Source organism: Chryseobacterium sp. C39-AII1 (genome assembly GCF_039672645.1).
Lineage (GTDB): Bacteria > Bacteroidota > Bacteroidia > Flavobacteriales > Weeksellaceae > Chryseobacterium.
In genome coordinates this window covers 132313-150957 of the sequence record NZ_JBDFPQ010000010.1, presented here as the reverse complement: position 1 = coordinate 150957, position 18645 = coordinate 132313, and the positions used below count along the sequence as shown (strand labels likewise).

At 34.6% G+C, this 18645-nt stretch carries 17 protein-coding genes; 12 read left to right on the top strand and 5 right to left on the bottom strand.

Annotation, left to right across the window (positions count from 1 at the left end; translation table 11 throughout):
* The first annotated feature begins 165 nt into the window (after positions 1-165).
* The gene (locus ABEG63_RS15545; RefSeq protein WP_267405250.1) at positions 166-2451 is read left to right on the top strand and encodes an FUSC family membrane protein; all 2286 of its coding nucleotides are present in this window, start codon (positions 166-168) and stop codon (positions 2449-2451) included.
* Here ABEG63_RS15545 and ABEG63_RS15540 read toward each other — a convergent pair.
* Complete coding sequence (locus ABEG63_RS15540) at positions 2432-3046, bottom strand: 4'-phosphopantetheinyl transferase superfamily protein (protein WP_267405249.1); 615 nt, start codon at positions 3044-3046, stop codon at positions 2432-2434. The genes ABEG63_RS15545 and ABEG63_RS15540 overlap by 20 nt on opposite strands.
* Positions 3047-3379: 333 nt before the next feature.
* On the bottom strand, positions 3380-3910 hold the full coding sequence (locus tag ABEG63_RS15535; protein ID WP_346586045.1) for a pyridoxamine 5'-phosphate oxidase family protein: 531 nt from the start codon (positions 3908-3910) through the stop codon (positions 3380-3382).
* 166 nt (positions 3911-4076) lie between these two features.
* Between ABEG63_RS15535 and ahcY the strand changes: the two genes are divergently transcribed.
* From ahcY to ABEG63_RS15510, 5 genes are all read left to right on the top strand, one after another.
* Positions 4077-5390 carry an adenosylhomocysteinase gene (gene ahcY, locus ABEG63_RS15530; RefSeq protein WP_267405247.1) on the top strand — a complete coding sequence of 438 codons (1314 nt, stop codon included), beginning with the start codon at positions 4077-4079 and terminating at the stop codon, positions 5388-5390.
* Positions 5391-5543: 153 nt separating this feature from the next.
* Entirely contained in the window at positions 5544-6356 is an 813-nt protein-coding gene (locus tag ABEG63_RS15525) for a hypothetical protein (RefSeq protein ID WP_346586042.1), read from the top strand.
* Between the two features lie 378 nt (positions 6357-6734).
* Positions 6735-7127, top strand: a complete 393-nt coding sequence (yiaA, locus tag ABEG63_RS15520) for an inner membrane protein YiaA (protein ID WP_346586041.1) — start codon at positions 6735-6737, stop codon at positions 7125-7127.
* Between the two features lie 145 nt (positions 7128-7272).
* Entirely contained in the window at positions 7273-8877 is a 1605-nt protein-coding gene (locus ABEG63_RS15515; protein WP_346586040.1) for a BspA family leucine-rich repeat surface protein, read from the top strand.
* 17 nt (positions 8878-8894) lie between these two features.
* The gene (locus ABEG63_RS15510; protein ID WP_346586038.1) at positions 8895-10352 is read left to right on the top strand and encodes a BspA family leucine-rich repeat surface protein; all 1458 of its coding nucleotides are present in this window, start codon (positions 8895-8897) and stop codon (positions 10350-10352) included.
* Between the two features lie 96 nt (positions 10353-10448).
* On the opposite strand, the gene purE is transcribed toward ABEG63_RS15510, so the two are convergent.
* Positions 10449-10952 (bottom strand): 5-(carboxyamino)imidazole ribonucleotide mutase, encoded by a 504-nt coding sequence (gene purE, locus ABEG63_RS15505; protein WP_267405243.1) that lies wholly within the window; start codon positions 10950-10952, stop codon positions 10449-10451.
* Between the two features lie 158 nt (positions 10953-11110).
* Here purE and ABEG63_RS15500 point away from each other — a divergent pair, with 158 nt between their 5' ends.
* The 5 genes from ABEG63_RS15500 to ABEG63_RS15480 all read left to right on the top strand — a co-directional run bounded on the left by ABEG63_RS15500 (position 11111) and on the right by ABEG63_RS15480 (position 15748).
* Positions 11111-12016: an EamA family transporter gene (locus ABEG63_RS15500; RefSeq protein WP_267405242.1), complete on the top strand. Its 906-nt coding sequence runs from the start codon at positions 11111-11113 to the stop codon at positions 12014-12016.
* A 79-nt stretch (positions 12017-12095) separates the two neighbouring features.
* Positions 12096-12659, top strand: coding sequence for a hypothetical protein (locus tag ABEG63_RS15495; RefSeq protein ID WP_346586036.1), 564 nt, complete (start codon positions 12096-12098; stop codon positions 12657-12659).
* A gap of 10 nt (positions 12660-12669) precedes the next feature.
* On the top strand, positions 12670-14793 hold the full coding sequence (locus ABEG63_RS15490) for a cation:proton antiporter (RefSeq protein ID WP_346586035.1): 2124 nt from the start codon (positions 12670-12672) through the stop codon (positions 14791-14793).
* Positions 14794-14802: 9 nt separating this feature from the next.
* On the top strand, positions 14803-15375 hold the full coding sequence (locus tag ABEG63_RS15485) for a hypothetical protein (protein ID WP_346586034.1): 573 nt from the start codon (positions 14803-14805) through the stop codon (positions 15373-15375).
* A gap of 10 nt (positions 15376-15385) precedes the next feature.
* Positions 15386-15748, top strand: a complete 363-nt coding sequence (locus tag ABEG63_RS15480) for a hypothetical protein (RefSeq protein WP_346586033.1) — start codon at positions 15386-15388, stop codon at positions 15746-15748.
* Between the two features lie 14 nt (positions 15749-15762).
* Here ABEG63_RS15480 and ABEG63_RS15475 read toward each other — a convergent pair whose 3' ends face one another.
* The gene (locus tag ABEG63_RS15475) at positions 15763-16206 is read right to left on the bottom strand and encodes a nuclear transport factor 2 family protein (RefSeq protein ID WP_346586032.1); all 444 of its coding nucleotides are present in this window, start codon (positions 16204-16206) and stop codon (positions 15763-15765) included.
* Between the two features lie 135 nt (positions 16207-16341).
* Here ABEG63_RS15475 and ABEG63_RS15470 point away from each other — a divergent pair, with 135 nt between their 5' ends.
* Positions 16342-17424, top strand: a complete 1083-nt coding sequence (locus ABEG63_RS15470) for an endonuclease/exonuclease/phosphatase family protein (protein WP_346586030.1) — start codon at positions 16342-16344, stop codon at positions 17422-17424.
* 160 nt (positions 17425-17584) lie between these two features.
* Here the strand turns inward: ABEG63_RS15470 and ABEG63_RS15465 are convergent, their stop codons facing one another.
* The gene (locus ABEG63_RS15465; protein ID WP_346586028.1) at positions 17585-18643 is read right to left on the bottom strand and encodes a diphosphomevalonate decarboxylase; all 1059 of its coding nucleotides are present in this window, start codon (positions 18641-18643) and stop codon (positions 17585-17587) included.
* Between the last annotated feature and the right edge of the window lie 2 nt (positions 18644-18645).

The following is an 18645-nucleotide window of genomic DNA, read 5'->3' as shown; positions in this document are numbered from 1 at the left end:
CCCCCCCCCCCCCCCCCCCCCAAACTCAAAACTTAAAGCCTGTTAATTCACGTGGTAAGAAAAATTCAAAGTTCATAATAAAATAAACATCAATAATAAGAAATATGTTTACAAAAGTCTTATTTTTATAAGGCATTTTCTGTTGTCAATACCTAATTTTGCACTATGAACTATTCTGCGGAGCTCAAAAAATTCGTAACCAGCCAATATGTATATTCTGCGATCAGAATTACACTGGCCACTGTTCTGCCATGTTTAGTTCTCGCCCACTTCGGAATTCTGAAAGAATACTTTCTTTTTCCGTTGGGAACCAGCTTTGTAGCACTAACCGACCAGCCTGGACCATTTATCCGAAGAAGAAATTCATTGACTTTTGCGATTTTCTGCTTCGTTTTGGTGGCGCTTGTAGCCAGTTTAGTCATGCACCTCAAAATTTTTGTCTTTGCTGAAATCGTAGTTTTCGGACTCTTTTTTTCATTGATTGGAGTTTACGGACAAAGATTAGCCGCTGTTGGTTCACTTTCTTTGGTCGTACTCGCGATCTTTATTGATGGACATTTAACAGGTGACAATATCCTCAAAAGCTTATTAATCTTTGCTTCGGGATGTTTTTGGTTTTTATTGATTTTTTTAATCGTTTCCACCATTCAGCCTTACAAATTGGCAAGCCAGATGATTGGAGAAAACTATCTTCAACTGGCTGAATTTTTAAAAATCAAAGCTAATTATTATCAGAAAAATCCAGATTTTGCGAAGCTGACAACACAGGTTATTGCCAAACAGATTGAAATTAAAAATCTTCAGGAAGAAACCAGAGAAACGGTTTTCAAAACAAGGGTCATCGTCAACGAATCAACAACTACGAGCCGTTTGCTGATGTTGATGTTATTGAATTCAATGGATCTTCATGAAAAACTGATGACCTCTGAAAGTGATTACGACAAACTTCAAAAAAGCTTTGAAGACAGCATGATTTTGGTGAATATTCATGATTACCTGAATCTTTTGGCTGAAGAAATTACAAACATCGGAATTTCTTTGCAAATCGGAACTCGCGCTAAGCCTATGTTTAATTTGGAGACTGAATTAAAAAGTTTAAATCATGTTTATTTTGAACTAAGGAATCAACAGATTTCTCCCGATAATTTCGAGCATTTCATGGTGTTGCGCCAAATTTTAGTTCGCATCAACGAAATTACAAAGGAAATCAACGAGATTTATAAAGTGTTTTCTCAAAATGTAAAACTGGCGAAGAGTCTTTCTACTGGATTGGATTTGAGAAAATTTATGCCGAGTGAGCAGAAGATCAATGCGAAAGTTTTAAAAGATAATATTTCACTTTCCTCATCCCATTTTCGCCATGCTTTGAGAATTACGATTGCTTTATTGATCGGTTATTCATTCTCTATGTTTGATTTTTTAGGCATCGGTCATACTTATTGGATTTTAATTACTGTTATCGCCATCCTAAAACCCGCCTACTCCATTACCAAACAAAGAAATCTTCTGCGTTTGTACGGAACGATTGCCGGAGCCACGATTGCGTATGGAATTCTGCATTTCATTCACATCAATCAGGTATTGTTTACCATTTTGCTGTTGAGCATGATTATGTGTTTCAGCTTTTTGAAAGGCAGATATTTCTGGGCTGTTTTGTTTATGACTATTTATATTTTTCTGAGTTTTAATTTTTTAAGTCCTGGACATGTAGATATTATTTTCAGAGACAGAATTGTAGATACCATTATTGCCGGTTTGATCGCTTCTTTAGTTTCCTATTTGGTTTTGCCGGTTTGGGAGCATACACAGAATTTAGATTTAATGAAAAAATCAGCGGAATGTAATTTAATTTATTTCCAATGTGTGATTTCTAAATTTTTGGATGACAGCTTTGATATTGAAGATTATAAAGTAAAACGTAAGAACGCCATCATCGCTTTAGCCAATCTTTCCGATAATTTTCAGCGAATGATTTCTGAGCCTAAAAATCAGCAGAAAAAACTAGAAGTTGTTCACCAATTTGTTGCAACTTCTCACCTGATTACGGCGTATACTGCTTCTCTTTCACAATATGTAAAGGATGATGAAAAATATCCTGAAATAGACGCAGAAGGATGGAGCAAGAAAATTGAAGCTGAAATGTTACAGATTTCTAATTTGTTGAATGGAAATAAAATCAGCGAATCTTTGAAAATGGAAAGTAGAATTGAACCCGAAGATTCTTCTTTTGACGATCTAATTTTAAAGCGAAAAACCGAGCTTGCCGATCACGAATCCAGAAATCAAAGAGATCCTAATAAAATCTCTCGTTTAACGGAGCTTAAAAACATCCACGATGTGTTGGAACTGATCTTCGATGTGGCCAAAGAACAGCGAAAAGTGATTGAAAAATACAGAAGTGAATCTCACGAAAAGTCTGAAACAACAGAAGCTATTCCTCAACAATCGTGAAGCAATAGTCGTCGAAGAACTCTACTCTAGCCTTTAACTCATCGGAAATATGCTCGTCGTAAACCCTGCATTTGATGTGATGAAGGTATTTTAACTCGAAAGGCTGAACATCATAATGTTTCTTCAGCGACCAATGTTTGGAATGGTGAATTTTATACATACTTTCCTTCACGCTCCAAATAATGGTATAAAACGTCACTTCATTATCAAAAGGGATAAATCCGCGCTCGTTTTCGTAAGTAAATTTGTCGATTACCCTTAAAATTTTAGGATTAAATTTTTCAATATCAATCCCTATTTTATTCTTAGAAATAGCAATCGCCGCAAACGGAAAAGAATGCGTAATGGAGATTTCGGCATCTTTTGGAGATAAAAAAGGCTCTCTTTCTTTATACAATATTTTGGAATTTGGCTTTAAACCTTTCAAAAGTTTACGAACCATCAATACTTCCAATAGCTTTTTCGGATGATAATCTTTTACTTTTTCAGCATTTTCAGGCTCTAAAAGTTCATCAATATTCAATTCTTCGGTTTCATCGTATTTCCAAACAAGAATTGTAGCGTTGTCATCAGAAAAATCGCGGTAAAGAGGCATGTGTTTGTTTATTGTGCAAAATTAGTAAAAAAATTTTTGGTGGATATTTGGTTGGAAGATGGGAGTTTGAGGATGGAGGTTTTTACTACAAACTTTTAAACATGTAGTTTGTCATGCTAAAAGCATTTAGACAATACATAAACGTACAATGTTGAGATACTTTCAGCATGACAAACAGACCGCAGAAATTTAGATTCAAATAAAATTAAACAAAAAAATTCACTCAAATCCTAAGATCCAAGTGAATTATATATTATTAAAAAAGCTAAAAGATAATAAAGCAGTTAGTAGTAAAACCTCTAGCTTCCATCATCCAGCTTCCTTCCTTAATTATTATTTAGACTGGTGATTCTGATCATTTCTGTGCTCCATAATTTCAAGATTCTGATCTACGAAATAAGCACTTCCGAAACCGTTTACATAAGCTCCTTTTGTTGGGTGAAGACCGATTAAGATAAAATCTTTCATTTCAGCGATAACGTCTACTACTTTCCCGTGAGTTTCTTTTAATAGAGAAACAACTGTGTTCCACGTTTCAGAATCTTTTTCCACCTGAGAAGTTGAAGCTTCAATCGTTAATCTCTCACGAGCGTAAATTTGTTTTGTAGCAGATTCATCTTCGATAAACATCACTGAAGTTTTTCTTCCGTCAGCCAAATTTTTAGTATGCTTTGCCATGAAAGACACTAAAATATAAAATGTATTATCAACCTGAACAAACGGAGCATAGCTTGAATTTGGTGTTTCTTCTGCATCTACCGTTGCCAAGATTACACTTTTAGTTCTTTCAATTAACTCTTTTACTTTCGGAGTAAGCGGCTTTGCTTGTCTGTGAGCATCTTCCTGTGTATGTGTATGATTCATGATATATATTTGTTCCGCAAAAATAGTTATTTATAATTAGAATAAATAATTTTAATCAATATAAAATCTGATAAAGACTACGAAATATGTCATTTTTATATTTTAATTATTAGTTGTAATTTTGCATCTTATTATTAATTAAATTTTAAACTTATTCATTATACATATGAGTACAACAACACAATACGTTCCTTATAAAGTTAAGGACATTTCCCTGGCAGAATGGGGAAGAAAAGAAATTACTTTGGCGGAAGCTGAAATGCCTGGTTTGATGTCTATTCGTGAAGAATACGGGCCATCTCAACCGTTAAAAGGTGCAAGAATCGCTGGATGTCTTCACATGACAATTCAAACGGCTGTGCTTATCGAGACTTTGGTAGCTTTAGGAGCTGAAGTTACTTGGTCTTCTTGTAATATTTTCTCTACACAGGATCACGCTGCTGCTGCAATTGCTGCTGCTGGAATTCCGGTTTATGCTTGGAAAGGTCTAAATGAAGAGGAATTCGATTGGTGTATCGAACAAACTTTATTCTTCGGTGAAGACAGAAAACCATTAAACATGATTTTGGATGATGGTGGAGATTTAACAAACATGGTTTTCGATAAATATCCTGAATTCACAAAAGATATCAAAGGCCTTTCTGAAGAAACTACAACTGGTGTTCACAGATTGTATGAAAGAATGAAGAACGGAACTTTGGTAATGCCTGCAATCAACGTAAACGATTCAGTTACTAAGTCTAAATTCGATAACAAATACGGTTGTAAAGAATCTGCAGTAGATGCTGTAAGAAGAGCTACTGACGTAATGTTAGCTGGAAAAAGAGTGGTAGTTTGCGGATATGGAGACGTAGGTAAAGGTACTGCTGCATCTTTCAGAGGAGCTGGTTCTATCGTTACTGTAACTGAAATCGACCCAATTTGTGCGCTTCAAGCTGCAATGGACGGTTACGAAGTAAAAAGATTAGATACTGTAGTTGATAACGCAGATATCGTAATCACGACTACTGGTAACTTCAATATCGTAAGAAAAGAGCATTTCTTGAAATTAAAAGATAAAGCGATCGTTTGTAACATTGGTCACTTCGATAACGAAATCGATATGGCTTGGTTGAACGAAAACTATGGTCACACAAAATCTGAAGTTAAGCCTCAGGTTGATATCTACAACGTTGAAGGTAAAGAAGTTATTATTCTTGCTGAAGGGAGGTTGGTAAACCTTGGTTGTGCAACAGGTCACCCATCTTTCGTAATGTCTAACTCTTTCTCTAACCAAACTTTGGCTCAAATCGAACTTTGGAACAATTCTGAAGCTTACGGAAACGAAGTATATATGTTGCCTAAGCATTTAGATGAAAAAGTGGCTGCTCTTCACCTTAAGAAATTAAGCGTAGAGCTAGAAGTTCTTTCAACTGAACAAGCTGAATACATCGGTGTTGATGTGAAAGGACCTTTCAAACCTGAGTATTACAGATACTAAAAATTGTCATCCTGTTTATAGTGAGCTTGTCGAACTATCGAAGGATCTCAACATAATATAAACTCTCCAATTTTTGGGGAGTTTTTTTGTTTTTAAATATTAAACTTTCTTAGTATTTTTCTATTTTTGCAGGCGAAAAAAATTATTAATCGAATGAAAAAATATTTCCTTCTGAGCATGATGAGCTCAGTGGTATTCTGTAAAGGATGTAGCAGTAATGATGAAAATGAGACAATCATTACTGATCCTGTTGTTGGACCGCCTGCATTATTAAGTAAAATCACGACTGTTTATTACGACAATCCTTCAAATCCTGAAACTACTGTCGCAACACTAGAATACAATAGCCAAAAACAACTCAGTAAAATTATATCTGAAGGCAGAACTTCTGTTTTTGAATATGATACCGCAGGAAAACCTGTAAAGACAAATTATTATAAAGCTGATGGAACTTTAGAATATTATGCAGCTTATATTTATAATGGTGAACAGCTTACTACAGTGAATTCTATATACAGTAATTCAGATTATAACAGATCGATAACTTACAATTATAATAATGGAAAACTTAGTGGATATACTCAATGTCAATCAGGAGATTGTTCCAAACCTAGTACCTCAACGTATACTTACAACGGAGATAATATTGCGACAGAAATTTACGTAAGCGGAGGTACGTTTTCATTTTCTACAAAAAGAGAATTTGTTTACGATAATAAGCTAAATCCTTTTTCTTACACCAATAAATACTTTAGAACAACGATAGGCGGTGCGTATGTTTTAAGCCCTAATAATTATACTTCTGAAAAAATTAGTAATAAAGATAACGCAGGAAACTGGATTCCTAATCAAAATATTACGTACGAAATTCAGTACAACAGCCATCAATTACCTACTCAAGTAATCGGGAAAGAAGCCAACGGAAATATGTATGTTAAATATAATTACGAATATATTACTCAATAAATAGTAAAGCTCTCCTAATTTAGGGGATTTTTTTGTTTTTTTAGAAGCTATTTCCTGCTCTTCGCACTCGCTATTTTATATTTTAGGTTTCGGCGGCGCGGCAGCTTCGCTGCCGCGCCGCCGAAACCTAAAATATAAAATGAGCTCAAACAAATGCTGCGATCAGGGCTAGGAAATTGCGACAGTGAGAAAGTCAATTGTGAATTTTGCTTCGCAAGTGAATTGTGAATTCTACATGAAGTTATAAAAATTGACAAGCGAAGCGAATTGACATTTCACCATTCACTTTATAGTCATGCAATAAAAATTCAAAATTTCAGTTGTTGTTCATATTTAATTTAAATTAATATCTTTGAGGCTTTAACAAAAACATTAAACATGAAAAAACAAAATGTATCAAACGCATTCATTGCGGCATCATGGGTTGCATTGGGAGCAGGAATGATTGGTTTTATCGTAGGTTTGGCAAGAGCCGAAATGCAGCTTAACGAAAAAGGATATTATTTCACAATCTTATTATACGGATTATTTGCGGTAGTTTCTCTGCAGAAAGCGGTTCGTGACAGATTAGAAAATATCAAAGTAACTGACATTTATTACGGAATTTGCTGGTTTGCCACCCTTTCTTCCATTGTTTTATTGGCTATCGGATTATGGAATGCCACCATTCTACCAAGTGAAAAAGGTTTTTACGGATTTGCCTTTTTATTAGCTCTTTTCGGAGCCATCGCCGTTCAAAAAAATACGCGAGACAATATGCTTGAACAATAAAAATGAAACTCTTCAAATTTTTGAAGAGTTTTTTATTTGCTGATAAATTCTATATTTACGGAATAAAATATCACTTCCTCAACAAAAAAGCTAAAATTTTGCTAAGTTTTTTATTTTCATTATCTTTATTTCACAAAATATTGATATGATCAAAAAACTACTAACCTTATGTACTTTCTTTCTATTTCTCCAAACATTCAACGCTCAAAACGAATTTATTACCACTTGGAAACCAAGTAATATTCAAATTAGTCTTCCGACAAATTTGCCCTTTCCTTCTTCAAATACCCAAGCTTGGATACCTTTGAGAGGAACTAATTTCACAATATATTGGGAAGAAAAAGGCTATCCGGCACATAATGCCACCTTAACCGATGTAAATTCTTTCTATCAGGTATTATTAGATTTTGGAACTCCGCTCAATCCCGATCCTTCAAATGCAACATACATTGTGAAAGTGAGTAACGGAAACGGAAATTTTCACAGAATTCTGTTCAGAGATCCTGACACTTTGCCCGACACAGCCTATATTACGGGTGATACTTCGAAAATTATCGAGATAAACCAATGGGGAGATATTGCATGGTCTTCTATGAAATATGCTTTTACCGCTTGTCACAACTTAGACATGATCGCAACAGATGTTCCGAATCTCTTGTCTGCTTCAGATATGTCTTATATGTTCGGAAATTGTCCCTCATTAATAGGAAATACTTCCATTAATCAATGGAAAACAACTTCTATTACGAGTCTTACAGGAATATTTAATGGATGCGTCAACTTTAATCAACCTATTGGAAGCTGGGATACAAGTAATGTAATTAGTATGGCCGTTATGTTTCTCATGGCGCAAAAATTTAATCAACCTATCGGAGAATGGAATACGTCTAAAGTAACGGAAATGACGGCAATGTTTCATAATGCCAGACAATTCAATCAGCCCATTGGTAATTGGGATGTTTCTAAAGTAAAAGATATGGAGTTTATGTTTACAGACGCATGGGTTTACAATCAAAATATGGCAAACTGGAATACTTCCGAAGTTATGGAAATGAACAATATGTTCTTAAATGCTAAAGTTTTCAACCAAAATATAAGCAACTGGAATACTTCAAAAGTACTTTATATGACGAGTATGTTTCAAGGTGCTGCGCTTTTTAACCAAGATATCAGCAAATGGAATACGGCAAGTGTAACTGCAATGAATAACATGTTTTACGGTGCCACCAACTTTAATCAAAACTTAGGCAGCTGGAATCTCAACAGCATACTTTCTGCCACTGGAATATTTAATAATTCGGGACTTAATTGCCAGAATTATGACAGTACACTATTTGGATGGCGCATGAATCCGGCTACACCAAATAATATTAATCTGGGCTACATTTCACCGATGATCTACTCTCATGCTGCTGCCGTATCTGCCAGAAATTATCTCATCAATAATAAAGGTTGGATAATTACGGGAGACACTTATAATGGCAATTGCGAATCTGTTTTAGCGATTAAAGAATCAAATTTGAATCATAATAATCCAAGTATTTATCCTAATCCCGTAAAAGATATTATTTACATTAAAAATGCCGCAGACGTGAAAACATATATTATCACAGATACAAGTGGAAGAATTATTTCAAAGGATTATCTGAATGACAATTTAATTCATGTTGAATCTTTGGTTGCCGGGAATTATATTCTTCAAATTATTTCAAAAGACAAAACATATACTTTTAAATTCATCAAAAAATAAATCACAAACTAATAATTATGATAAAAAAAGTTTCAATATTCATCATTTTGCTATCATTTCTGCAAGTTTTTAAAGCTCAAAATGAATTTATAACGATTTGGAAACCGAATCTTGTCACACAATTGATGCCAGTAGTTCCACAATTCACTCCGGCAGCAGAAAACCAAATATGGTTCCCGGGAATAGGGCAAAACTATATCATAAGCTGGGAAGAAATAGGCTATCCGCAACATAACGGAACAATGACGAATGTTACCTCAACGATGAATGTTTTGATCGATTTTGGTACTTCACTAAATCCAAACTCTGCTGATGCCACTTACAGAGTAAAAGTAAGTAACGGAAACGGTTCTTTCAAACAAATAAAATTTTCAGAAGACGCGATTTCTACAATCGCTTATTTTGATGTGGTAACCATGAAAGCTTTGGGAAGTTCAAACAAAATTGTTGAAATAGAACAATGGGGAAATACCCAATGGCAATCTATGAAAAGTGCTTTTTCACAGTGCGGATTATTGGAAATAACGGCCACAGATACTCCGGATCTAAGTAAAGTTACCGATGCTTCTTTAATGTTTTATAATACTTTCAAACTCAACAGTAATCAAGCTTTTGCAAACTGGAACACCTCGAATGTCGAAAATTTCAAATATATGTTTGGGCGCACTACACCTCCTTCTTTTCTGCAAAATGTAGAGGCTTTTGATGCTCCTGTTGGCTCTTGGAATATGTCTTCTGCGACAGATATTAGCTATATGTTTTTCAAAAGAAAATTATTCAATCAAAATCTGAATGGCTGGGATACCTCAAACGTTACGAATATGGGATATACTTTTGCCGAAGCAGAAATCTTTAATCAGCCTTTGAATACCTGGGACACTTCTAAAGTGACAGATATGGGGCATATGTTTCATCTTGTATCAAGTTTCGATCAACCGTTGGATATGTGGGACGTAAGTAAAGTAACCGAAATGAATACCATGTTTGGCGAAGCATCAAGTTTTAACCACACTTTAAAAGATTGGAAGCTGAGTGTTTTAATGTCTGCCATCGGAATGATAAGAAATACAGGTCTGGATTGCGGAAATTACAGCTCTACTCTTTATGGATGGGCAAATAATCCTACTACCGCCAATAATATCAATTTAGGAATAAACAACACGCTCAAATATTCTCAGGATGCAACAACAATTACCTCCAGAAATACACTTTTAAATACAAAAGGTTGGATTTTCAGTGGTGATACTGCGATACCATGTGAGAGATTGTCGACTTCTGAATATCATCTTCACGATTTACCTTCTATCTATCCGAATCCTGCGAAAGATATTATTTTCATTAAAAACATTCAAAATGCAAAAAACTATCTCATCACAGATATGAGCGGAAGAATAGTTGATAAAGACGTTTTAGACAGAAATTTCATTAATGTAGAACTTCTTACAACGGGAAATTATATTCTACAAATTGTTTGAAAAGATAAAATTCATAGCTTCAAATTCATTAAAAAATAAAAACAACAAAGCCTCACTTTTCCGGTGAGGCTTATATTTTGAACTAAAAATTTCAAATTATTTATCGAAATGGTTCGGATGTTTCGCTTTGATATCATCTACCGTTCCCAGCACTTTATCCTTCAAAGACTCCTGATATTTCTCAAGATTTTCAGCGACAAGAGCATCTGCGCTTCCAATAATTTTTGCGGCTAAAATTCCGGCATTTAGGGCTCCATTTAAGGCAACCGTTGCCACAGGAATTCCGCCCGGCATCTGAAGAATTGATAAAACAGAATCCCATCCGTCAATAGAATTACTGGATAAAATCGGAACACCAATCACAGGCAATGTCGTACAGCTCGCTACCATTCCCGGAAGATGTGCCGCGCCGCCAGCTCCGGCAACGATTACTTTTAGACCTCTTTCTTTGGCTGTTTTAGCATAATCAAACATTCTTTCCGGCGTTCTGTGCGCTGAAACTACCGTCAATTCATAAGGAATATCCAGAGATTTCAAAAAATTCGCAGCCTGTTCCATGATCGGTAAGTCGCTTTGACTTCCCATAATAATTCCTACCATTCTTCAATTTTTATTAGATGTTCAAAGATAAAAAATTAATAAGGTTAAATGCAAAAAGGCGCAAAACTTGTTCTGTTACCTAAAGAAGTTCAGGAACTGTATCCGTTGATATTGTCTTTAACTCAATATTTTTGTTAATTGTACACATCATTTGAATTTTGAAAAATTATAAACTCACTTTCGCCATTCTCACGGTTGCCATTGTTTGGGGAACCACTTTCCTTTCGATCCGTGTTGCGGTAGAAACCATTCCGGCTTGGTTTGTGGCAGGAATTCGTCAGTTTTTGGCGGCCATTATTATGTTTATCATCTTGGTTTACAGAAAACAATTTAAATGGATTGGCTGGAAAAATTTGAAATATCAACTTATTTTTTCTTTATTGATGTTGGTTATTGCTAACGGATTAACAACGGTTGCCGAGGAAACATTAACGAGTAGTGTAACCTCATTAATAAGCGCCACCTCACCTATTTTGGTATTTTTAGGAAGCGTTGCGCTTGGTTTGCAAAAATTCACATTCCGAGCATTGATTGGTATTTTAATGTGTTTCAGCGGGATTCTTTTTATTTTCTGGGATGGCATTAAAGATCTGGCTAATCCGGATTATAGATTCGGAATATTTCTTTTATTCATCGCTATTTTAGGTTGGGCTTCGGGAACTATTTTCACCAAAAAACTGAATATCCAAAGCAGTAATATTTCGTTAAATCTCTTTTATCAGTTTGCTTTCGCTGGAATTCTGCAGATTATTTTTGCTTTCACTTTTCTTGAAAATTACAATTTTGAAAACTGGACTTTGAAAAGTATTTCTGCGATGATTTATCTTTCACTTTTTGGTTCCGTCGCGGCATTCTTCTGTTACCATTATGCATTAACGAAAGTTTCTCCCGTTCAGGTTTCTATTTTGGCATACATCAATACTATTATTTCAATATTTTTAAGTTGGTTGATTTTAGATGAAAAAATTTCTGCTAAATTTATCGTTGCAGCCATTTTAATTATCGCAGGTGTTTTTGTGATTAATTATAATCGGGAAATGTTTAAAAAACAGAGAATTGAATAATATTTAGAATTTGTTGATGCATATTCAATTTTCTATTTCCCTCAAATTTTCTTATATTGTTTAGACCAAGATTTACAATATGCTTAAAAAAACACTCCTCACTTTTTGCGCTTGCTTACTTTTGTTAATCAGCTGTACCGATAAGGAAAAAGAAAATAATCTGGCTTTACGGGAGCAGCAATTACTCGAAAAAGAAAAACTGTTTGCTAAAAAAGAATCTCAATATCAGGCTCTTTTAAAAATGAAAGACAGTATTTTTTCTAAAAAAGATTCGGTGAAGGTTATAAAATGGCCTGCAGAAATTTCAGGAAGCTGGAGTGGTAAAGTAATCTGTACAGAATCTAACTGTAGTGACTATGTAGTAGGTGACCAACGTACGGATATTTGGGAATTTGATAATGATTCTACCCAACTGGTGACCAAAATCATCAACAATAACAATCTGGTAAGGCTTTATTCAGGAAAATTTGAAAATAACGAGATTAAGCTGAATTTTAAAACAGATTCCGCCGCAAAGAAAAAAGTGGAAATGAATGTTTTGCTTAACGATATCTCCGATACTAAGATCCGAGGAACGAGAACCATTGCAGTAGACAATTGCATGGCTAAATTTTCTGTTGAATTAATACGTTCCACCAAATAAAAAAACACTTATGATTTTGCTGAGCATACACAACCTGAGTCTTCCTATTGAAGATCCGGTACTGAAATTTCTATTGGTGTTGATTATCATTTTGGCCGCACCTCTTCTTTTAAATAAAATAAAAGTTCCGCATCTGTTGGGATTAATCATAGCCGGAGCCGTAATTGGTCCGAACGGATTCAATGTTTTGGCACGTGACAGCAGTATTGTGGTCACAGGAACTACGGGACTTCTCTACATTATGTTCCTCGCCGGTCTGGAAATTGATATGGGAGACTTCAAGAAAAACAAATGGAAAAGTCTCACCTTTGGTATCTATACATTTGCAGTACCCTTTGTTTTAGGATATTTGGGCGGTTATTATATTTTACATTTTTCTGTACTAACATCGGTTCTTTTCGCTAGTTTATTTTCGTCCCACACTTTAATTGCCTATCCTCTGGTCAGTAAATTGGGAATTTCTAAAAATCTGGCCGTAAACATTACCGTTGGAGGAACCATGATTACAGATATCCTTGCCCTTCTGGTGCTCGCGGTCATCGTAGGAATGTCACAAGGCGAGGTCGGAACAGAATTTTGGGTTAAATTATCTGTATCATTCATCGTTTTCGCGTTGATCGTACTTGTAGTTTTTCCCATTATAGGACGATGGTTTTTCAAAAAAGTAGACGATAAAATATCACAATATATCTTTGTTTTAGTGATGATTTATTTGGCTGCACTTTTGGCGGAATTAGCTGGAGTTGAAGCCATTATCGGAGCTTTTTTCGCAGGATTAGCTTTGAACAGATTGATTCCGCACACTTCTTCTTTAATGAATCGTGTAGAATTCGTGGGAAACGCTATTTTTATACCATTCTTCCTAATAAGTGTCGGAATGTTGATCGATTTCAGCGTATTTTTCAAAAGTTGGGAAACCATCGCAGTGGCTGGGGTAATGCTCGTCGCTTCTATTGGCGGTAAATATTTTTCGGCGGTAGCTACACAAAAAACATTCAGACTTACCAAGGAAGAAGGAAAACTTATTTTTGGATTGAGCTCTGCTTCTGCTGCTGCCACATTAGCTTCCGTAATGGTAGGCTATAATATTATTCTTTCTGAAACTGAAACCGGAGAGCCAGTTCGACTGTTAAATGAACATGTCTTAAATGGAAGTATCCTTTTAATATTAGTTTCCTGTACCATTTCCTCATTTATTTCCATGTCGAGCGCGCAAAAAATTGCGGAAAGCGATAATGAAGATACCGTTTCAGGAGATAATCATGAAGAAGAAAACATTCTGCTAGCGATCAATCACGAGGAAACAGTTGAACGAATGGTTAACTTGGGAATTTTGATAAAAGCACATTCTAATACCGAAAATCTTACCGCATTGAATGTCATTAATGAAGATAAAAATGAATCTTCCGTAAAAAATGCAGAAAAACTTTTACATAAAGCCACCGATTCGGCTGCCGCTGCAGATGTTAAAATTCAGGCGATAAAAAGATATGACAATGATGTTGTAAACGGCATCAACAACGTTATTAAAGAACAAAATATTACCGACCTCATCATTGGTTTAGAAGATGAAAAAGGTTTCTCACCCGCTTTCGTTTATAATCTTTACAATGGTTATCTTCAGAATGATAACGCCAATGTATTGGTTTACCATGCTGCACAGCCACTTTCTACGATTAAGAAATATGCGGTGATGATTCCTGAAAATGCTCACAAAGAAGCAGGATTTTTCCATGCTTTGTTAAGAGTCTGGAATATTGCCCGAAATTCAGGAGCGACGATTGTTTTCTATACCCCAGAAAGTATTCTGAGTATCTTACAGAGAATTATTAAAAAAGCCAATATAGAAGCTGAATTTATCATTATGAAAACTTGGAGAGATGGTGAAAAAACAGCTTCTGAATTAAAAGAAGATGAGGCTCTCATCCTTTTTATGGCTAAAAAAGGAATGAAATCTTTTATTCCTCAAATGCGACTGATTCCTGAGCTTTTAAACAGAAAATTACATGATAATAATTATCTTTTGATCTATCCTTTCTCAGATTTTGATAAAGATAATTCGGAAAGGCGTTCGGTAGGAAATCATGATGATTTTATGGAAATTGGAAATGTCATTAAGAAGATTTTTAAATAAGATTTAAAATTGAGCGATATAATTATTAAAAGTAACGGCATAAAAACAGAACATTTTTATGTTCCACCTTTCGAATTGAATAAAGGTGAAGCAATTGTTATTAAACTTATTAATGATGAACAGAGTTTTAATATTGAAATGTTTTTAAAAGATATTTTCAATGCTAAAATTAAACATAAAAATACTCTGATTAATCAACCATTTACATTTGTGGATTATATTCGGGAGCCTGAATTTAGAAGAATATTTTTCCCCATTACAGTGGGAGAATATCTAAAAAAGAATGCTAATCTTAGTAATTCATATTCAGAAAAAATCTATGAAATAGATTGGATAAATAAAAAAACAAAAATTAGTATGCTTCCCGGAAATCCGAGAAAATTACTAAGTCTTTATTCTGTTTTATCTAAATTCCAAAATATAATTGTTGATTTTGCAGGACAAGATTTACAAGGAATTGAATTTTGTTGCAATATTATACTTGAAGAAATATACAAAGGAGGATCAGTAATTATATTTGATGCTACAAATAGTGTAAGAAATAATCATTTTAAATATATTGAAATAGAATTGTTGAAATAAAATTTAATCCATGAAAAAGGCACTCATAATCATAATATCGCTAATACTTCTCATCATTATTTCAATTACCATTTATTGGAATCTACCTTTTGAAATTACAAGAAAATCCGACATAGAATTCGGAAATAAAATCATTCAAAATATTAAAACATATCAAAAAACAAATGGAAAACTTCCTGAAAATGGAGATTGGGAAACATTAAAGAAATTAGGTTTTCCATTGAAAGATTCCAGTTCTTATTTATATTACGTAACCGATCATCAGGGCAATTTTGAACTGACTTATATTGAAGGATTCGATGGCCCTTATTTATTATGGAATTCCACCGAACAAAAATGGACGATAGATTTTCCAAAAATTTATGCAAAGTAAAAACATCTTTCGGTTTAATTTTCCTTACAATTTTCTTTTCTCCGCGTATCGATTAAATATTGAATTTTCCATTCTCCGTTTTGCTTTATCAGCTGAAAACTATTCGCTCCGCAATGTGAAAATTTCCCTTTATAATAAAAAGAATAGGGTGTAAAAACACTTGCCAGAAGACCATCTACATGAATTGCTTCTATGGAAATTCTTTCATCCAGATCATCTTTTGAAGACTTTAAAATAGATGTAATAAAATCTTCCACTTTATCCGTTTTTACAATTCCATCTTTGGTAATGGTTTGGAAAATAGCATTTTCGGCAAATATTGTTTTTAATAGTTCAGGATTTGCGGTTTTCATTCCTAAAAACAATTGACGAATGGGCTTTTCAACCTCTTTGTGTTGATCGCTTTGCCCGAAACAGAAAATATTTAAAAGTAAGGTAATTGCGAATAATTTGTTCATGATAATCTTTTTAACTAATTAAATAAAAATAAGCAAAATAACCGTTCATTAGAAAATACATTAACAAAGTTTAAAAACGACTTCATTTGAAAAACAATAAAAATAAATTAAATTTATCCTCTTATTTCAATATATATGTGGACAGCCTACCTGATTCTGATTGTACTATTACTAATTTTAACCATACTTCCGAAAATTCAAAATTCCCACTGGATATTTCGTGTTCCTGAATTTGGAAAAATACAGATCACGTATTTTATTCTTTTCACGCTTATCTTAGGCTTTATCGTAGGCTCTTCAGATGACATTTGGTATTATCAAGGCTTATTAATCATCATGTTTATTCATCACGCTGTTACTTTGGTGAAATACACACCACTTTATCCTGTAAAACAACATGCTCAGAAAAGTAATTCTTCGGATAAATTACATTTTATTTCGGCGAATGTTTATCAGTTCAATAAAGAATATGATCGATTTATTCAGCTGATAGAAAAATACCAACCCGATATTTTCTTAACGATGGAAAGCAATGGTGAATGGGAAAATGCACTTCGTCCGCTTGAGAAAGACTATCCTTTTCAGCATAAAGTAACATTGGAAAATACTTACGGAATGCATTTTTATTCTAAAATTGAGGTTAAAGATTCGCAGACTCATTATTTTGTTGCTGATGATATTCCGACTATTGAAGCACATTTGCAAACAAAAGACGGCTTCCAATTTGTATTTTTTGGAATACATCCGCCGCCGCCAAGTCCAACCGAAGAAGAAACATCAAAGGAAAGAGACGGTGATCTGTTAAGTACTGCAAAACGTGTACGAGAAATTAAAGAACCTGTAATTGTAGTGGGAGATTTTAATAATGTTGCCTGGTCGAAATCCTCGGTTTTATTCAGAAAAACAAGTCATTTGATCGATCCTAGAATCGGGCATTCTTTTGTTTCCACTTTTCATGCAAAATACCGTTTTCTAAGATTTCCTATTGATTTGATGTTCCACAGTGAGCATATTTTCATTAAAGATTTAAAAACGCTTGAAAATTTTGGTTCAGATCACCTTCCGGTTTATTGTGAATTTTTCATTGATCATCAAAATGACGAACAGGAAGAGCGAATAGATCATGCCACGCAGGAGGAAAAAGCGGAGGCAGAGGAAATGATTGAGGAAGGAAAGAAAGAGGATGGAGAACGTGATGCGGTGGTGACGGAAGATTGAACCAAGGTTGGGAAGCTGGATGATGGAAGTTTGAAGTAATAAATGTCATAAAACATATACTCCCCTCACATTCAAACAATTCCATTTTATGTAAAACTTATTTCATTAAAATAAACAAAAAAACGGACTTGAATTCAAGTCCGTTTTCATGTATAATATCTTAAAATTTCATGATGTCCTTCACAACTCCGTTATGCTGGGTGTGTTGTATTAATTCAGCTTCAATGAAAATTTTAATTTTTTCTTCAGAACCGTCATTCGGGAATAAAAGATGAACGTTTGCTCCCGCATCTAATGTAAAGAATAAAGGCAAATTAGTCTCTTTTCTGAAATCCCAAATTTTATTGATTACTTCCAGCGTTCCTGTTTTCATTAAAATAAAAGCCGGTTCGCTCATCATCATCATAGCGTGTAAAGTAAGCGCTTCATGCTCCACCAATCGGATAAAGCTCTGCATATCTCCACTCTCCAGAATTTCTTTCATCGGTCCAAAATTTTCTCTGGCTTCAAGGAATCTTCTTTCCGCATAGGGATTTGTATTCATCAGACCATGTCCCACTGTTGAAGAAACGCTTTTCTGCCCTTCATGAATCAGCAATACCCAATCATTAAAATCTTTGAAAACATCATGAATTTCTTCATCAGGATATTTTACCGCAAAAAGATCTGAACTTCCTCTCACCTGAGATTCTCCCCAAACGACCAATCCGTTGTACAAACTTCTGCATGCGCTTCCACTTCCTAATCTTGCCAGGAAAGAAGCTTTCCTTAATGATTCTTCTTCTGAATCTATCCCCGAAAAAACTCCGTCAAGCTTCATCAGACATTTTGCAATTGCTCCAAAGCCAGATGCCGAGCTCGCAATTCCTGAGCTGTGAGGAAATGTATTTTCAGTTCTGATGATGTATTTTCCTTTCAAAATCCACGGAAGATACTGCTCAATATTTTTGAAATATTTTTCTATTTTTTCGGCAAACTTCACTTCTTCATTTCCAGCCAGAAAAGTCTGAACAGAAAAAGGCTCATCCGCCAAAAACTCCATTATAGTATTGGTTTTACAGTTATTCAAAGTATAACTGATGCTCGGGTTCGCCGGAATCTGATTGTCGTATTTCCCCCAATATTTGATCAGTGCAATATTCGAAGGACAGCTTTCCGAAACCGTTTGCGTATATATCAAAAATTCTTCTTTTCCTAAAAATTCTTGTGTTGTTGTCATAG